At 57.0% G+C, this 14644-nt stretch carries 15 protein-coding genes, 1 tRNA gene and 1 rRNA gene; 8 read left to right on the top strand and 9 right to left on the bottom strand.

Translation table 11 applies throughout. From position 1 onward, the window contains the following. Positions 1 to 93 precede the first annotated feature (93 nt). The 3 genes from rrf (at position 94) to DC3_RS22380 (ending at position 846) form a co-directional block, all read left to right on the top strand. Positions 94 to 210: ribosomal RNA gene (gene rrf / locus DC3_RS22390) — 5S ribosomal RNA — on the top strand. 80 nt (positions 211 to 290) lie between these two features. Then, positions 291 to 366: transfer RNA gene (locus DC3_RS22385), tRNA-Gly, on the top strand. A gap of 72 nt (positions 367 to 438) precedes the next feature. Beyond that, the gene (locus DC3_RS22380; RefSeq protein WP_146888497.1) at positions 439 to 846 is read left to right on the top strand and encodes a hypothetical protein; all 408 of its coding nucleotides are present in this window, start codon (positions 439 to 441) and stop codon (positions 844 to 846) included. 74 nt (positions 847 to 920) lie between these two features. Here the strand turns inward: DC3_RS22380 and fmt are convergent, their stop codons facing one another. From fmt to cdaA, 4 genes are read right to left on the bottom strand one after another with little or no spacing between them, the layout of a single operon-like run. After that, a complete protein-coding gene (gene fmt / locus DC3_RS22375; protein ID WP_146888494.1) occupies positions 921 to 1856 on the bottom strand; it encodes a methionyl-tRNA formyltransferase in 936 nt (311 codons plus the stop codon). Between the two features lie 3 nt (positions 1857 to 1859). Next, entirely contained in the window at positions 1860 to 2486 is a 627-nt protein-coding gene (gene def / locus DC3_RS22370) for a peptide deformylase (RefSeq protein ID WP_146888491.1), read from the bottom strand. 25 nt (positions 2487 to 2511) lie between these two features. Continuing rightward, complete coding sequence (locus tag DC3_RS22365; RefSeq protein ID WP_146888488.1) at positions 2512 to 3405, bottom strand: CdaR family protein; 894 nt, start codon at positions 3403 to 3405, stop codon at positions 2512 to 2514. Continuing rightward, positions 3402 to 4151 carry a diadenylate cyclase CdaA gene (gene cdaA / locus DC3_RS22360; RefSeq protein WP_146888485.1) on the bottom strand — a complete coding sequence of 250 codons (750 nt, stop codon included), beginning with the start codon at positions 4149 to 4151 and terminating at the stop codon, positions 3402 to 3404. Before cdaA ends, DC3_RS22365 begins: the two co-directional genes overlap by 4 nt. A 315-nt stretch (positions 4152 to 4466) precedes the next feature. Between cdaA and DC3_RS22355 the strand changes: the two genes are divergently transcribed. From DC3_RS22355 to DC3_RS22340, 4 genes are all read left to right on the top strand, one after another. Next, positions 4467 to 5816, top strand: coding sequence for a hypothetical protein (locus tag DC3_RS22355; RefSeq protein WP_146888483.1), 1350 nt, complete (start codon positions 4467 to 4469; stop codon positions 5814 to 5816). A gap of 90 nt (positions 5817 to 5906) precedes the next feature. After that, complete coding sequence (locus DC3_RS22350) at positions 5907 to 6833, top strand: nucleoside hydrolase (protein ID WP_146888480.1); 927 nt, start codon at positions 5907 to 5909, stop codon at positions 6831 to 6833. Positions 6834 to 6892: 59 nt separating this feature from the next. After that, the gene (locus tag DC3_RS22345) at positions 6893 to 7699 is read left to right on the top strand and encodes a cyclase family protein (protein ID WP_146888477.1); all 807 of its coding nucleotides are present in this window, start codon (positions 6893 to 6895) and stop codon (positions 7697 to 7699) included. Positions 7700 to 7732: 33 nt separating this feature from the next. After that, a complete protein-coding gene (locus DC3_RS22340) occupies positions 7733 to 7933 on the top strand; it encodes a hypothetical protein (RefSeq protein ID WP_146888474.1) in 201 nt (66 codons plus the stop codon). Here DC3_RS22340 and DC3_RS22335 read toward each other — a convergent pair. The 5 genes from DC3_RS22335 to dnaX all read right to left on the bottom strand — a co-directional run bounded on the left by DC3_RS22335 (position 7912) and on the right by dnaX (position 13850). Next, entirely contained in the window at positions 7912 to 8478 is a 567-nt protein-coding gene (locus tag DC3_RS22335) for a hypothetical protein (RefSeq protein ID WP_146888471.1), read from the bottom strand. The genes DC3_RS22340 and DC3_RS22335 overlap by 22 nt on opposite strands. Before the next feature lie 54 nt (positions 8479 to 8532). Further along, complete coding sequence (locus DC3_RS22330) at positions 8533 to 9771, bottom strand: PEGA domain-containing protein (protein ID WP_146888468.1); 1239 nt, start codon at positions 9769 to 9771, stop codon at positions 8533 to 8535. 167 nt (positions 9772 to 9938) lie between these two features. Further along, a complete protein-coding gene (locus tag DC3_RS22325; RefSeq protein ID WP_146888465.1) occupies positions 9939 to 10367 on the bottom strand; it encodes a CoA-binding protein in 429 nt (142 codons plus the stop codon). 43 nt (positions 10368 to 10410) lie between these two features. Continuing rightward, positions 10411 to 11727, bottom strand: a complete 1317-nt coding sequence (gene hemL / locus DC3_RS22320; RefSeq protein WP_146888463.1) for a glutamate-1-semialdehyde 2,1-aminomutase — start codon at positions 11725 to 11727, stop codon at positions 10411 to 10413. A gap of 80 nt (positions 11728 to 11807) precedes the next feature. Beyond that, a complete protein-coding gene (dnaX, locus tag DC3_RS22315) occupies positions 11808 to 13850 on the bottom strand; it encodes a DNA polymerase III subunit gamma/tau (RefSeq protein WP_146888460.1) in 2043 nt (680 codons plus the stop codon). A gap of 322 nt (positions 13851 to 14172) precedes the next feature. Here dnaX and DC3_RS22310 point away from each other — a divergent pair, with 322 nt between their 5' ends. Continuing rightward, the gene (locus DC3_RS22310; RefSeq protein ID WP_146888457.1) at positions 14173 to 14556 is read left to right on the top strand and encodes a methylglyoxal synthase; all 384 of its coding nucleotides are present in this window, start codon (positions 14173 to 14175) and stop codon (positions 14554 to 14556) included. Positions 14557 to 14644: the final 88 nt, after the last annotated feature.

The raw sequence follows: 14644 nt of genomic DNA, 5'->3' as shown, positions 1-14644 counted from the left end.
TTTTTTTATTGTCTGCAAAAGCAGACTGGGAAGAGCAAGTTTTTGATCGAAACTCTGTGTTTGCAGAGCGGAGATCCTGACAACAGCAGATTCCCTCGTGCCCATAGCGCAATGGTCCCACTCCATCCCATTCCGAACTGGATCGTGAAACGTTGCAACGTCGATGGTACTTGGCGAGTGATCGTCCGGGAGAGTAGATAGGCGCGAGGGGTTTTTTATGTCTGGTGTTTTCGCAGCAGTGCTTGACGTGCAAAAATGGTTTTGCTAATATGTTTGGCGCTGCAACAGATGCGGGTGTAGCTCAGTTGGTAGAGCGCGACCTTGCCAAGGTTGAGGTCACGAGTTCGAGTCTCGTTACCCGCTCCAGAAAAGACAGGACCTGGTTCAAAGACCGGGTCCTTTTTTTATTGTTTTCAGGCTTTTCTTTATACTGGCAGCATGGGTTACAGCATCCAGCTGAGATCAGGACATCAGATCGAGCTTTCTTCATATCATCAGGATTTAACCGATCAGGAAAGGCTGGCAGGCTTGCTCACCCGTGAGGACAACCTGCAGACCTTGCAGATGCTGAGACAGGCCCAGGATGACCTGCCGGTGCTTTTGCTGGAACCCGAGCAGACCAGACTGGACACGGACTTCTCTGCTTCATTTGGTGAAGTCTCCAGCATGCCTCCTGTGCTGTGTGTTTCCACGTGGGTGGGAGAGGCGCATGCAGGCAGTGAAGCAGACTATTCTGCACTGAAAATCATCTGGTTTCAGGGTGCTTTTGGATTGCCTGATCCCCAGATTGCAGCGCAACTGGAAGAGCTGGACTGGGTGAAGCATTCAAAGTGTTTTGTCTGGTGATGGGACCTCTGCAGTTCCAGATGACGGATGCAAAAAGAGACAGACCCGGGTCTGTCTCTTGAAGTTCCGCAGCATCACTGTCCGAGCTTTTCACCCATTTTGATCTGGTGGTTTCTAAACCAGTCCGCTCCGCTTAAAGCAGCTTTGGATTCAGGCTGCACCTGCAGAAGCTCAATCACACCGTCACTGCAGGCGACCAGAACACCCCGTTCTGTGGTGCCCTGCACATGCCCGGGTTCAGTGGTTCTGGGAGCATCTGAAGCCCTGAGCTCCAGCACTTTCAGGCGTTTGCCTTTGTGATGGGTGTAGCTTCCAGGCCAGCCGTAGGTGCCCCTGTAGCGGTTCACGATGCTCTGAAGGGAATCCGTCCAGCGGATCTCGCCATCCTCTTTTTCGAGCATTCTGGCGTGTGTGGCGGCCTGATGGTCTTGTGGCGTGTGAACCAGGGTTTCCAGGTTGTTCAGGGCTTGCACAATGAGCCTGCTGGCCTGGGCGCTCAGGGCCTGTGCCAGGTCAGAGAGGGTCCATTCAGGCTGGATGGAGAGAGCTTCCTGAATCAGGATGTCTCCGGTGTCCATGCCTGCATCGGTCTGCATGATGGTGGTTCCGGTGACTTCCTCCCCATCGATCAGGGCCCACTGGATGGGGGCTGCTCCACGGTATTTGGGAAGGAGACTGGTGTGGGTGTTGATGAAACCGTATCTGGGAACGTCCAGCACGCTTTGTGGAAGGATCTTGCCGTAAGCACAGGTGACAGCGACCTCTGCTCCAGATTGTCTCAGGACCTCAATGAAGTCCTCATTTTTGCGGAGTTTGACAGGTTGACTGAGCGGCAAGCCCAGTTCTTTTGCTCTGGCCGCGACGGGAGGAGGGGTGATTTTGTTGCCTCTGCCCACAGGTTTGTCAGGCTGGGAGACCACCAGCACGATGTCATGGCTGGCGTGAATGGCTTCCATCACGGGCAGGGCGAAAGCAGGAGACCCAAAAAAGGCCACTTTTCTGCGGGTCATGGTTCACCAGCCTTTTTCTTTGAGTTCTTTCAGGAAAGCTTTGGCCTTGCGCTGCATGATGGCAAGCTCGGTGCGGTGCTCATCGGTGATGTGTTTGGGCAGGTGGTCCAGGAAGAACTTGCCGTTCAGGTGATCATTTTCATGCTGCCAGACGCGCGCAATGAAGTCCTCGTTCTCTTCGGTGTGGGTGTTGCCCTCGGCGTCCTGGTAGGTGAGGCGCATTTCGGAGAAGCGGGCAATGCCTTCCTCGTAGATGCCAGGAACCGATAGGCACCCTTCCTGAGAGTTCTTGTTTTTCTTCTTGTTGAGGGGTTCCAGAACGGGGTTGATGACCACCAGTTCACGCAGCACTCTGGACCGGGCACGGGGATCGGAGTCCTCTGCGGCTTCGCCTTCCTCTTCATCGTCGGCGTATTCTGCCATCACGAACATGCGCAGGCCAAGTCCGATCTGTGGGGCGGCAATGCCCACGCCGTGGGCGTTGTACATGGTGTCCAGCATGTTTTCGGCAAGCTGGATGAGGCTGACAGGCTCGAAGCCAGGGACCTGCACGGTCTGGGTGAAATCTGTGACGGCCCTGGCTTTCTGGCGCAGGACGGGGTCTCCGTAAAGTCGAATGGGATAGATCATGGGTGGTCCTTGGTGTTTTGTTGGATTATTTCGCTTTGACGCTGAGGGTGACGTTCACACGGTCGAGTGCAGTGTATCCGTCAGGCAGGGTCAGGCGGGCCGGGGTGACATAGGTGCCCTCTTTGAGGGTGACGGTGGCCTGCACAGAGTCTATTTTACTGAGATTCTCAGGCGTGCTGAGCACCCGGATGGTTTTGGGACTGAAACTGGCACTCAGGACCTGAAACCGGTCATTCACAGGTGCCAGTCTCACCGGGACTGTTTTCACGGGCAGGGTTCCCACATCCACCCGTGCCACCTGCACACTCCGGGGCGTGAGTTTCACATCCTGCACCTCGTGGCCCTGGGCATCCAATGCAACAACGGTGACCTGCCGGACGTTGTTCTCCTGATAGGCCACTGGCTGGGTGATGACATTGGCCACGCTTTCCACACGGTTCTGGGGGCCTGTCACCTGCACCCGGTCCGGGTTGGTGGTGAAGCGGAAGATCTCATCGTCCGAGACATTCAGGTGGGTGGTTTTGACCGGAAAGCGCACACTGATCACCCGGTCAATCAGGCCCGAGATCACCTGGGGGGTGTAACTGACCATGCGGGTTCCGGTGGGTTCAATCACTTCGAGGCGGCTCTGGAAACGGCCTGCGGGCAGGTTGCTGACGTCCAGATTGGCCTCAATGCGGTCTGCTTCCAGGGTTTCCAGTCGGTTGATGGGACCACTGAGGGTCACGCGGATGGTTTTGGGGATGTCTGACACGTCTCTCTGGGAAGCGTTTGGAGAGGCGTCAATCACCTGCACGGGCACTTCAAAGCTGCGTTCACTGGTGGAACGCTGGTCTGCTGTGGCGATGAAGTAGATCACCACAGCAAGCACCAGAGAGATGATTTTCTGTGGGAGTTTGTGGGTGATGAGGCGCATCACGATTTGACCTCATAGAGCAGGGCGCGGAGTTTGTCGCGCAGTTCGTTGGCGTTGAGATCCTGTGAAAGCCTTCCGCTCTGGGCAAGTCTGATGCTGCCCCGTTCCTCGGAGACCACGATCACCACGGCGTCTGTCCCTTCAGAGAGGCCGAGGGCACTGCGGTGACGGGTGCCGTACCTCTTGTAGACCCCATCCTGTTGGTTTTGCAGGGGGAACACGCATCCGGCAGCCACCACCCGGCCTTCTTTGATGATGACCCCTCCGTCGTGCAGGGGGGCATTGCGGGCGAAGATGGCTTCCAGGAAGGGGGCACTGATCATCGCGTCCAGTTTGACACCGGAGGCGGCGTATTCACCAAGGGGGGTCCGGCGCTCCAGGGCAATCAGGGCACCGATGCTTCGTTCTGCCATGTGTTCCACTGCGCGGGCAATTTCATTGACCACGGCTCCGGCCTGCTGGTCTTCCCGGCCTCTGGGACGGCCCAGACGCTCAAAGAGTTGTCTCAGTTCGGGCTGGAACACCACCACCAGGGCAAAGAGACCCACGGTGGCTGCTTTGGAGAGCAGGTAATCCACACTGGCAAGCTTGAAATAGCTGGCAAGCAGCCACACCACGACAAAAATCAGGATGCCCCGCAGCACGTTGAGTGCACGGGTGTTTTCCAGCAGCAGGTAGCCTTGATAAATCAGGGTGGCGACCAGCAAGATGTCGAGTAAGTCTTTCGCGCCTGTCAGCCAGCTGAACATTGTCCCCATCATTCTAACCAGAAGTGCTTGAGAACAATGCGACGGAATTCAGCTTGTGTTCAGCTGTTATGTTGTAATCATATCGAGAATTGGTTTTTTGTCTTTAACTTGAACAGCTTGACAACAAATGAGATGGATTATGTAAATATCAAAATGAGTCGGGTGTTTTGATCTCTTTCAGCTTTATTTCAGAAACCGGTCTTATGACTTGGAGATGAAATTGTGATAATTATGTTATTCTGAAAACAATTCAAACGTCTCCGCCGGAAACCTCGCTGTGATCGGGTTCCGCACCTTCTGGGAGGATCGTACAAAGTGAAAGGCCAGTACCGCTACATCCTGACCCGCCTCTGCCTGACCGAGGGCAGTCTCACCATCCAGAAATCTCTAGAACCACTGGTCGCCGAAGGCATCAGTGTGCTGAAAACAGAAAAAGGGGACGAATACGCCGTCACCCTCAATGCCAAACAACGCAGAATCCATGGCCTCAAGCCCTATTACGATGCCTACCAGTTGAATCCCAACGACGTGCTGCGCCTTGAGCATGCAGGCTCGGGCGTGGTGCAGGTCAGCGTGGAGGTCAAGGCCCAGAGCCGCCCTGCTGCCACCCAGGCCAACTACCAGAGCAACTACCCCCGTCCGGTGGTTCCCCCACCCCCCCAGCGTGTGGTGGTCGAAGAGAGCGCCTACCTGCGTGAAGTGCGCCTGGAGCGCAGGGCACCTGCTCCTGCTCTGGAGAAGCCTGCCCAGAAGGAACGCCAGGAACCTGCTGCAACCCAGCGCCCCCAGCGTGAAACTCCTGCTCAGCCTGAACGCCTGCTGGACCGCCATGAGCGCCAGGAAAGGCAGGAAAGGCAGGAAAGACCTGCTGTGGAAGCAAAAAATCCTGCGCCCCGTCAGAGCCAGCAGCCTGTACAGAACTCTGCTGCCTATGGCCGTGAACCCCAGCAACCCGGTCAGCCTGCCTATCAGGCCCCAACCCTTGATCCGCTGGTGGAACGCTTTGCCAGAGAGATGGGGTACCATCTGCGTCCCATCAATGCCTCCTCGGTGGTGCTGGAAGCCCAGCTTGGCGTGCATGCCTACTCTGTGCTGCTGAGCACCCGTGCAGACTGGGACCTCTTCCGCCAGAGCACCTCCACCTACCGTGCCCTGCTGGTCAGCGAACTGGGCGAGGTGATGCCCCCCAGCGATGTGAAAGTCACCCAGGTGACCCGTGAAGCCATGGAAACCCTGCTCAGCAGCAACAGAATGGGCAGCGTCACCCCTGTGGAGCTCCGGGGGTACTGGAACACCGACACCCTCACTGCAGAAAGCGCACGCTCCATCAGTGAGATCACCAGCCGCCAGCTTGGTGAGCGCGGGGTGTTTTCTCAGGTGATGCTCTCCCTGTCCAATTATCCTGCCCACACCACCTTCAAGCTCGAAGACCTGATGCCCCAGCTCGAAGGGGTGGTGGACCACGATGAACTGCTCGAAATCCTGATGACCCTCACCCGTCAGCCTTTCCTGGCCCTCAATGCCCTGCCCAAACACGAATTCTATGTGCGCTACAACATGTCCGACCTGCTCGGGCAACTGTCGGAGTACGCGCGTGGCCTGCAGGTGCGCCTGAAAGTGACCGGTCCCAGAACACTGTACGGCAAAGAAGCTGTGCTCAGATAAGATTTTGTGTTCAGAGCCCTCCCCACGACGGGAGGGCTTTTTGTTGACTTTGCCCCACGGCCTGACGCCAGCAGTGTTATTCTGACCCCTATGAAACATCGCATCCTGCTTGATTGCGATCCCGGACATGACGATGCCATTGCCATCTTTCTGGCCCTCAGCAGCGCTGAAATTGAACTTCTGGGCATCACCGCCACGCACGGGAATGTGGGAATCGAACACACTGTCCGAAATGCCCTGTTGCTGACCCAGCTTGCAGAAACCCAGACCCCTGTTTATGCAGGTGCTGCCCTTCCGCTCATCCGGGAGCCCATTCAGGCCACACGGGTGCATGGGAAGACGGGGTTGCAGGCCACGGGCCTGCCGGATCTGACCCGTCAGCCAGAAACCCTCCATGCAGCCCAGGCCATTGTGAAAACCGTGCGGGAGAACCCCGGTGAGATCACGCTGGTGGCCACTGGCCCACTGACCAATGTGGCTCTGGCATTCAGGCTTGATCCAGAACTGCCCTCCTTGATCCGCAAACTGGTCTGGATGGGAGGAAGCACCACTTACGGCAATGTGACCCCCAGTGCGGAATTCAATGCCTTTGCGGACCCCCATGCCGCATACATCGTGTTCAACTCGGGAATCAAGGTGCACCAGTTTGGTCTGAACCTCACCTTGCAGGTGATGGTGAGAGAAGAACACATCCAGGTGCTGCAGGCCATGAACACCGAAGTGGGCCGCATCAGTGCAGAGCTGATGGGCCACTATGTGCAGTTCTACCGGGACCGGTATGGTCTGGATGGGGCAGCGTTGCATGATCCGTGCACCATTGCCTACCTGATTGATCCCACCCTGTTTTCCGGGCAGGATTACCATGTGCAGGTGGACATTCAGGAAGGCCCGAATTTTGGTCGGACCGTTTGCGATTACTGGGGTGGTCATGAAACCCCCAACACCTGGGTGGCGATGGAAGCCAACAGTGAAGAGGTGATGCGTCTGATTCTGGAACGTCTCGCCACGTTCAGGTGAGTTTTGAGCTGCGCGTCAGAGATTTGACCCTGTAAACTTTCCACCAGAGGTAGGAATTCATGGACACAGTACGCATTCTTGGCAGAACTGCACGCATCATTGACCTCAGCGACACCCTCAGCAACGACACCCAGGCTTTTGAGCCCAATCAGCATGACATCAAGTACATTGACCACGTGCTGGGATTGACCCTGGGCGCACAGGTGTTTGGCCTGACCCTCGAGCAGGTGAAAAAGGCTGTTCCCAGAGGGTATGCCTGGGCCGTGGAACAGGTGACCCTTTCCACCCACTCTGGAACCCATGTGGATGCCCCGTACCACTATGGTCCCCAGATGCAAGATGGCACCCCCACCCGGACCATTGATCAGGTTCCTCTGAGCTGGTGCATGGGGGATGGGGTCAAACTGGATTTCACCTTTAAAGCTGCAGGGGAGGGCATCACGGCGCAGGACATCGAGCAGGAGTTGCAGCGCATCGCTTACACCCTCAAAGCTGGAGACATCGTGCTGATCCACACGGGTGCCTCAAAGCATTTCAAAGAAAAAGGCTATGACCACAGGCATGCAGGCCTGACCCGTGAAGCGACAGCGCACCTGGTGGAACGTGGTGTGAAACTGATCGGCATTGATGCATGGGGTCTGGATCGCCCTTTCAGTGCCACCTTTCCAGAAGCCATGCAGGGAAAAACCGAATTCTGGGAGTCCCATTTTTATGGTCTGGAGCAGGAGTACTGCCAGATTGAAAAACTCACCAATCTGGAAAGCATCCCGATGGCCCATGGATTCACCGTGGTGGCCCTGCCTTACAAAATTCAGGGGGCAAGCAGCGGATGGACCCGCGCGGTGGCCCTGGTCCCTGAGCCTTGAAATGTGGATGTTTTCGCCGTAAGGTAATACGTCATGCTGCTTTCTCTGCTTTGTCCCACCTGCCATGCCCCCCTGCAACGTGAATTCGCCCGCTGTGGAGATCCGGTGCTGTGGTGCGAGGGGTGCAAAATGGGATGGCTGCCAGGAACCCGCAAATTCGATGCCCTGCTGGAAGCCCAGAGCCACAAAGCAGAACATCAGGTGTACCTGTTTCAGAGCTGGGATGTGTCCTGACGCAAAAATTCAAGAATGCGCTGGACAGACTGTTCAGGGGATTCTCCCTCTGTGTAAAGGACGAAATTGGACAATTCAACATTGAGCGTGCTGTCCAGCATCAGGTCATTCAGCCTGTAAATCTCTTCGGGGTGTTCCCCCTGGGCATGAATGCGTGACCTGAGGATTTTTCGGCTTTGTTCACGGTCCTTTGTCGGCAGCACCAGAATCACTGCGTGGGGCTCCAGCAGAGCCTTCAGGGCTGTGGCCTCCTCTCCCTCAAAAAAGAGGGTATGGCCCCCTCCAAAATCCAGCACGCCCTCTGGATTTGCTTCCAGGGTTCTGCGGATGTTGTGCAGGTCAAAGGTGTGCCAGTAATGGGCCAGACCCAGAAAATCCTGCTTTTCGATGAAAGCTCTGGCTTTTTCTGGCCTGTAACCCTGCTCAGGATAGTGAATCCAGCGGGTGTCGTCCAGCGAGACATGAGGTTTCCCTGTTGCGGCTGCAAGAAGTTTTGCCAGGGTGGTTTTGCCTGTGGCAACCGGACCGATCAGAACAAGGGCCATGACCCATCATAAAAAAAGAGGAGCCTCAGGAGGCTCCTCTTAAAAGTCCAGGGTTTACTGGATGCGGGTCAGATCGAAGTCGATGTTGCTGTTGGAACCGAGGTTCACACGGGCAGACTTCACGTAGTAACCGGGAGCGATCACCACGATCTCGTAGTTGTCAGGGGCCAGGTTGAAGGCAGCAGCCCCATTCTGGATGGTTCCGGCCTGTTTGCCGTTCACAAAGACCAGAGCGCCATTCACGTTGCTGGTGACACGCACGCTGTAACGCACGGCCTGCAGGGTCACATTCACGGGGGTGGTCTGACCGGCACGCACGGTCACGTTGCTGGTGTAGGTTTCGTAACCATTGGCCACCAGTTTCAGGGCGTAGGTGCCTTCGGGCAAGTCACGCAGGGTGACGTCGGAACGGCCATAGAGTTTGCCGTTCAGGTACACATCGGCAGCCACGTTGGTGTTCACAGCCAGGTTGCCGCTGCGGATTTCACGCTGCAGCGTGACGTTCAGGGCGGTGCGCTGGTTGGAACGGATGGTGACGGTGGTGCTGTAGTCCTCATAGCCATTGGCGGTCACACGCACAGTGTGGTTGCCAGGGGTGAGGTTGGCGATGGTGGCAGGGCTGTTCCCAACCTGACGGCCATCCACAAAGATGGTTGCTCCACCCACATTGGCAGAAACACTCAGGGAGCCTGTTTCAATCACAGGTGCAGGAGTGGTGCCAGGACGGGCCACGTTGTAGAACGCAGTGGAGGTGATCCAGGTGTCCTGAGGGATGGGCTTGACGATGATGGACAGCTTCTGGGCCAGCTGGTTCTGGTTGTTGGCGCTGACGGTGGCAAAGCCACTCTGCTGGCTTTCAAAGCGGGCCAGGGTGTTCAGGTCGAGCTGGGTTTTGCTGGCCAGGGCCAGAACCTTGTTCACACCGTAAGGTGCAGCAATTTCAAATTCGAAGCCATCGTTTTCACCAGGGAAGACCTTGGTGGTGTTGGCCTTCAGGAAGTTGCCGCCACTGGCGTAATTGTTGGGAAGGACCATGTCCACTCGGCCTTCGGGGTCCACGTTGAACAGGTACACATAAGCGTCCTGGTTCACACGGGTGTAGATTTTGATGTTTTCACCAGGGAAGTAGTCTGGAGTGGCGTTGGGATCATTGGGGGCTTTGTCCACCCACACATTGACTTTCAGGGCTGTTTCAACAGGATTGACAATGATGCGCTGGGGGCTGATCTGGGGAGCGGCGAGAGCCTGACTGACGATCAGTCCGCCTGCAATGGCTAAAAGAGCTCGTTTCATGTTGTACCTCCTGTCACCTAAGGTACCCTGCGAAGGTCATTTTGAGGATGAGGCTTCGCCAAGCAAACCTTAATTTTGGCAAATCACACAGTTCGGGCATTCTATCAAAAAAAGCCCATCTGGGACGCAGTCCAGATGGGAAGTAAGGGTTTTACCTTAAAGAAAGCCTAAAGGTATTGTCGGTGATCGGCCAGCATGCAGCGGTCCTGAATGACCTGAATTCCATGCTGGACAAGGGTTTGTGTGAATTCCTCGTTGCGAATCCCGAGCTGCAACCACACGGTTCTGGGCTTTGGATTCATGGCCAGAATGTCATCGAGGTGGTCCATCACCTTGTCGGACCTGCGGAACACCTCCACAACATCCACAGTTTCTGTGATTTCTGCCAGGGTGGGAATGGCTTTGTGCCCAAAAAAAGTCATGTGACGGCCCGCGAGTGTGGGATTGACCGGGATGATCTTGTATCCCCTGCGGTGCAGGTACTCGGGGACGTAATGGGCAGGCCGGGTGGTGTCTGGATGAAAACCCACCACTGCAACCACCTTGCTGGTCTGCAGCACGTTCACGATGTCCTTGATCTGGGTCAGTTCAGGCATAATCCACCTTATAAAGTTCCCCCACCCATCATGGTGGGAAAGTTTACCCTTGGCTCTGGGACTTGATGGTCAAAAAGGCACTTGCAGCGGCCTGCAAAGTGTGTTCGAGGGTGCGTTCATTGTGGGCGGCGCTCACGAAGATGCTCTCAAACTGGCTGGGGGCCCAGTACACGCCCCTGTTCAGCATTTCGTGGAACCACTGGGCAAAGAGTCTGGTGTCACTGCGTACGGCATCCTGATAGGTCTGCACCGGGCCTTCGGTGAAGAACATGGTCAGCATGCTGCCAATGCGGTTCACGCACACACTGATGCCTGCCTGGGCAGCAGCGAGCAGCAGGCCCTGTTCCAGACGCTCGGTGTAATCCTCGATCTTTTCGTAAATTTCTGGGTTGTCCCGGAGGGTCTGCAGGGTGCCAATTCCGGCAGCCATGGCCAGAGGATTCCCACTCAGGGTCCCTGCCTGGTACACCGGGCCCATCGGGCTCACGAAGTCCATGATTTCTGCACTGGCCCCGTAAGCACCCACAGGCAGACCTCCCCCGATGATCTTGCCCCAGGTGATGATGTCGGGCTTCAGGCCCAGACGCTCGGTGGCTCCGCCTGGAGAGAGGCGGAATCCGGTCATCACTTCATCGGCAATGAGCAAGATGCCCTGCTCTTTTGCGGAGTGCAGCACATCAATGAATTCAGCGGTGGGAATCAAAACCCCAGCATTGCCGACCACAGGCTCAAAAATGATTGCAGCAAGGGTGTTGCCCCGGTCCCTCAGAAGCTGAGCAAGGCCTTCCGGGTCGTTGTAATCGGCCACCAGGGTCAGGCCTGCATAGGCCTGAGGAACACCTGCTGAAGAGGGGGCACTTCTGGCCTGAAGTTTCTGCTCGTTGGTCATCAGGCCGCTTCCGGCCTCCACCAGCAGACCATCGGCATGGCCATGGTAGTTGCCCCGGAATTTCAGGATGTAATCCCTGCCGGTCACGGCCCGGGCCAGACGCAGGGCACTCATGGTGGCCTCGGTGCCACTGCTCACAAAGCGCACCTTCTCCATGCCGGTCAGTTTGGTGACCATCATGGCGAGTTCCACCTCACGGGCGTTGGGGGCACCAAAGCTCACGCCCTCGGTGAGGGCAGACTGGATGGAGGCCAGCACATGGGAGTGCTGGTGGCCCAGAATCATGGGGCCCCAGGACCCGATGTAATCGATCAGGCGGTTGCCGTCGGCATCAATCAGGTAGGCGCCAAAAGCGCTCTGAATGAATCGGGGACTGCCGCCCACCGATTTGAAGGCGCGAACAGGAGAGTTGACCCCTCCGGGAATGACCCTTTGGGCGGTTTCGTACAGCCAGCGTGACTTTTCGGTCATGTTCCTCTTACCTTACCCCAGAGGTGTGAAGCCCTCTTGAGGAGAATTGTGAATGCACAGACGTTTCAGAATGCACAGGTTTATTCTTCAGGGGGTTCAGCTTCAGACGCTTCACTGTCATCCTCAGCCACTTTGGTTTTCAGGACGCCCACTTCGCGAATGCGGTGGGGAAAGAGTTGTTGCAGGGTGTCATACAGCGGGTGCTGGAAGGCCCCTCCAGACTTCCTGGGTTTCTGTGGTGCAGGTTCCTGCGCCCCAAAGTCCTCGTCTGGAAAAGGCATGTCGTCAAACACCGGAGCCTGATCCAGCACCTCATGCTCACTGGGCACAGGAGCAGGGGGGGCTGCAGGTGGAGCAGAAACCACCTGTGGGGTCGGTTCAGGCTTTTTTGCGGGACCGTCCTCGAAAAAGCCTCTGGCCTTCTGGGTGGTCCTGCCCAGCGGTTCACTCCTGGCTGCAGGAGGAGCAGAAGTGGTCACTGGAGCCGCAGGAGCCTCCCAGGGGGCAGGTTCTGCAGGTTGCACTGGAGACTGGGGCCTGGGTTCTGGTGCCCGGGCTTCCACAACAGGCCTGGCCTCGGGAATGCTCTGCATCACCTGAGCGACAGGCTGGGGTTCTGATCGGCGCGGTGGGGGAGAGGTCATCCCTGCGGCAGAACTACCCGACTTTTTTTTACTGCTGTCGGGGGTCACCACCTCAAAAGGAATGTCTCCGAACACCTTTGAAACCAGTTCGCTGAGCTCATCGAACTTGCTGATCACCTGGGTGCCGTGAAATTTGGACGTGATGGTCACGATGAGCATGCCGTTCTCAAAACTCGCCTGGGCAGGTTTCAGGAATGCGCGCATCTTGATGTCAGCGAGGCGCAGCACATCATGCCAGGTGCCATTGGTGGGTGGAGGGGTGTGCTGTGCCTGAGGAGCACTGGCTGCACGTCCTTCCGTTGTGGGCTGTCCTGTTGCGGCCACAGGCTGTGCGGCAGGTTGCGCCACCGGTCTGCCCTGACGGAGTTGCTGCACAGCCTGCTCCAGACCCTGCAGACGGCGCATCAGGTCTGGTGGCACCTGGGCCGTGCCTCCACCAGCGTTGCTCTGGGCTTGCTCGGTGCTGAGCATGGCATGGGTGAGGGCCATCTCCAGGGCGAGCAAGTCTGCCTGCCTGGAGAAACGCTGGTCCTGCTCATCGAGGGCTGCAAGGAGTTTCAGGGCCTGACCCACATCCAGGGATTCACCACTGCCTCCAGAAAGACCAAGCTGGGCGTGCAGCAGGTTCCTGAGAGACACCTTGGTCTGCTCGACCACTGTTCGTGCAGCGAAACCTTCACGGTACAGTTCTCCAGCCAGACGCAGCACGGTTTCTGCATCTGCAAGCATCAGGGAACGGGCCAGACCCAGCATCCGTTCGCCCGGAGGCAGGCCCAGAGCCATTTCCACAGCCCGGAGCGTCACAGGTTCGCCACTGCTGAGCATGCGTTCCAGCAGGCTCTCACCATCACGCATGGCCCCATCTGCAAGGCGGCCAATCAGCATCAGGGCGTCCATTTCGTAGGACACGGTTTCCTGATCGCAGAGCCTCTGCAGCTTCCCGGCGATTTCCTGTTCACTGAGCCTGCGGAAACGGTAGTGCTGGCAGCGGGAAAGGATGGTGGGCAGGATTTTTTCCGGCTCGGTGGTGGCCAGAATGAAGATCACATGCTCCGGGGGCTCCTCCAGGGTCTTCAGGAGGGCATTGAAGGCCCCTCTGGACATCATGTGCGCCTCGTCCAGGATGTAGACTTTCTTGCCCCCACGCATGCTGGCGAGGCCCACTTTTTCACGCAGGTCCCGCACATCGTCCACGCTGTTGTTGCTGGCAGCGTCAATTTCAATCACGTCGGGGTGGGCACCGCTCTTGATCAGGCGGCAACTCTGGCACTCCCCGCAGGGTTTGAACTCCCTCTCGCAGTTCACGGTCATGGCAATCAGGCGGGCGGTGGTGGTCTTGCCGACGCCCCGAGGTCCGCTGAACAGGTAAGCATGCCCGATGCGGCCCTTCTCGAGGGCACTCATCAGCACGTCCCGGACGTGTTCCTGTCCGACCACCTCTGTCCAGGTGACGGGTCTCGCTTTCTGGTAAATCGCCATTGCGTCCCTATGATACCCCGTTCAGGATCGGTTGTGCAGGGGCGGTATACAGTGGGGGAAAATTTGTTGTGAACAGACTGGCAGAAGGCAGAAGGTCAAAGGCAGAAGGCGATCTGAGCAAGTGCTCTGGCATTTTTGCCTTCAGCTTTCTGCTTTCTTCTTGACCCTGTCTACGCGCTCTACAAAGCGGCCCGTTTCTTGACCCTACAGCGCCGATCAAAGCGGTTTGATCGGCTGGGTCGCTTCGCGTTGGGTCGCTGCCTTCTGCCTCGCTTCAAACAACTCGCCCTTGCCTCTCACACTTCCCCCTAGAATGGAAGACATGGAAACTGTTGCCCTGATTGCACACGACAAGAAGAAACTGGATCTGGCCTTGTTCGCATTGAGGCACAAGGAAGTGCTGATGCGTTACACCCTGGTGGCCACAGGAACCACCGGAAGCATTCTGGAAACCAAGGCAGGCCTGAGCGTGGAACGTCTGCTTTCCGGGCCACTCGGGGGGGACCAGCAGATTGGTGCCCGTCTGGCCACCGGTCAGGTGAAGGCTGTGATTTTCTTCCGTGATCCCCTGACGGCGCAGCCCCACGAACCAGATGTCTCTGCACTGCTGCGTCTGTGCGATGTTTATGACATTCCTCTGGCAACAAACCCTGCCACCGCAGATGCCCTGATGTTGTGGCTGGGTGAGCTTCCCAAACAGGACTGACTTCCATCGTTTTTGTGCTGGTTCTGAAACTCCCGATTTTTCGGGAGTTTGTGTTTTGTTTTACAAATGGTTTCTCTGTTTGGTAAGG

Origin of the sequence: Deinococcus cellulosilyticus NBRC 106333 = KACC 11606, from assembly GCF_007990775.1 — a bacterium.
Classification (GTDB): domain Bacteria; phylum Deinococcota; class Deinococci; order Deinococcales; family Deinococcaceae; genus Deinococcus_C; species Deinococcus_C cellulosilyticus.
The sequence above is the reverse complement of the archived record's forward strand: the minus strand, read 5'-3'. Positions and strand labels throughout refer to the sequence as shown.

Coding starts and splice junctions, on each gene's coding strand:
- DC3_RS22380 (WP_146888497.1), top strand. CDS start 439: ATGGGTTACAGCATCCAGCTGAGATCAGGACATCAGATCGAGCTTTCT.
- fmt (WP_146888494.1), bottom strand. CDS start 1,856: ATGACCCGCAGAAAAGTGGCCTTTTTTGGGTCTCCTGCTTTCGCCCTG.
- def (WP_146888491.1), bottom strand. CDS start 2,486: ATGATCTATCCCATTCGACTTTACGGAGACCCCGTCCTGCGCCAGAAA.
- cdaA (WP_146888485.1), bottom strand. CDS start 4,151: ATGTTCAGCTGGCTGACAGGCGCGAAAGACTTACTCGACATCTTGCTG.
- DC3_RS22350 (WP_146888480.1), top strand. CDS start 5,907: ATGAAACATCGCATCCTGCTTGATTGCGATCCCGGACATGACGATGCC.
- DC3_RS22345 (WP_146888477.1), top strand. CDS start 6,893: ATGGACACAGTACGCATTCTTGGCAGAACTGCACGCATCATTGACCTC.
- DC3_RS22340 (WP_146888474.1), top strand. CDS start 7,733: ATGCTGCTTTCTCTGCTTTGTCCCACCTGCCATGCCCCCCTGCAACGT.
- DC3_RS22335 (WP_146888471.1), bottom strand. CDS start 8,478: ATGGCCCTTGTTCTGATCGGTCCGGTTGCCACAGGCAAAACCACCCTG.
- DC3_RS22330 (WP_146888468.1), bottom strand. CDS start 9,771: ATGAAACGAGCTCTTTTAGCCATTGCAGGCGGACTGATCGTCAGTCAG.
- DC3_RS22325 (WP_146888465.1), bottom strand. CDS start 10,367: ATGCCTGAACTGACCCAGATCAAGGACATCGTGAACGTGCTGCAGACC.
- hemL (WP_146888463.1), bottom strand. CDS start 11,727: ATGACCGAAAAGTCACGCTGGCTGTACGAAACCGCCCAAAGGGTCATT.
- dnaX (WP_146888460.1), bottom strand. CDS start 13,850: ATGGCGATTTACCAGAAAGCGAGACCCGTCACCTGGACAGAGGTGGTC.
- DC3_RS22310 (WP_146888457.1), top strand. CDS start 14,173: ATGGAAACTGTTGCCCTGATTGCACACGACAAGAAGAAACTGGATCTG.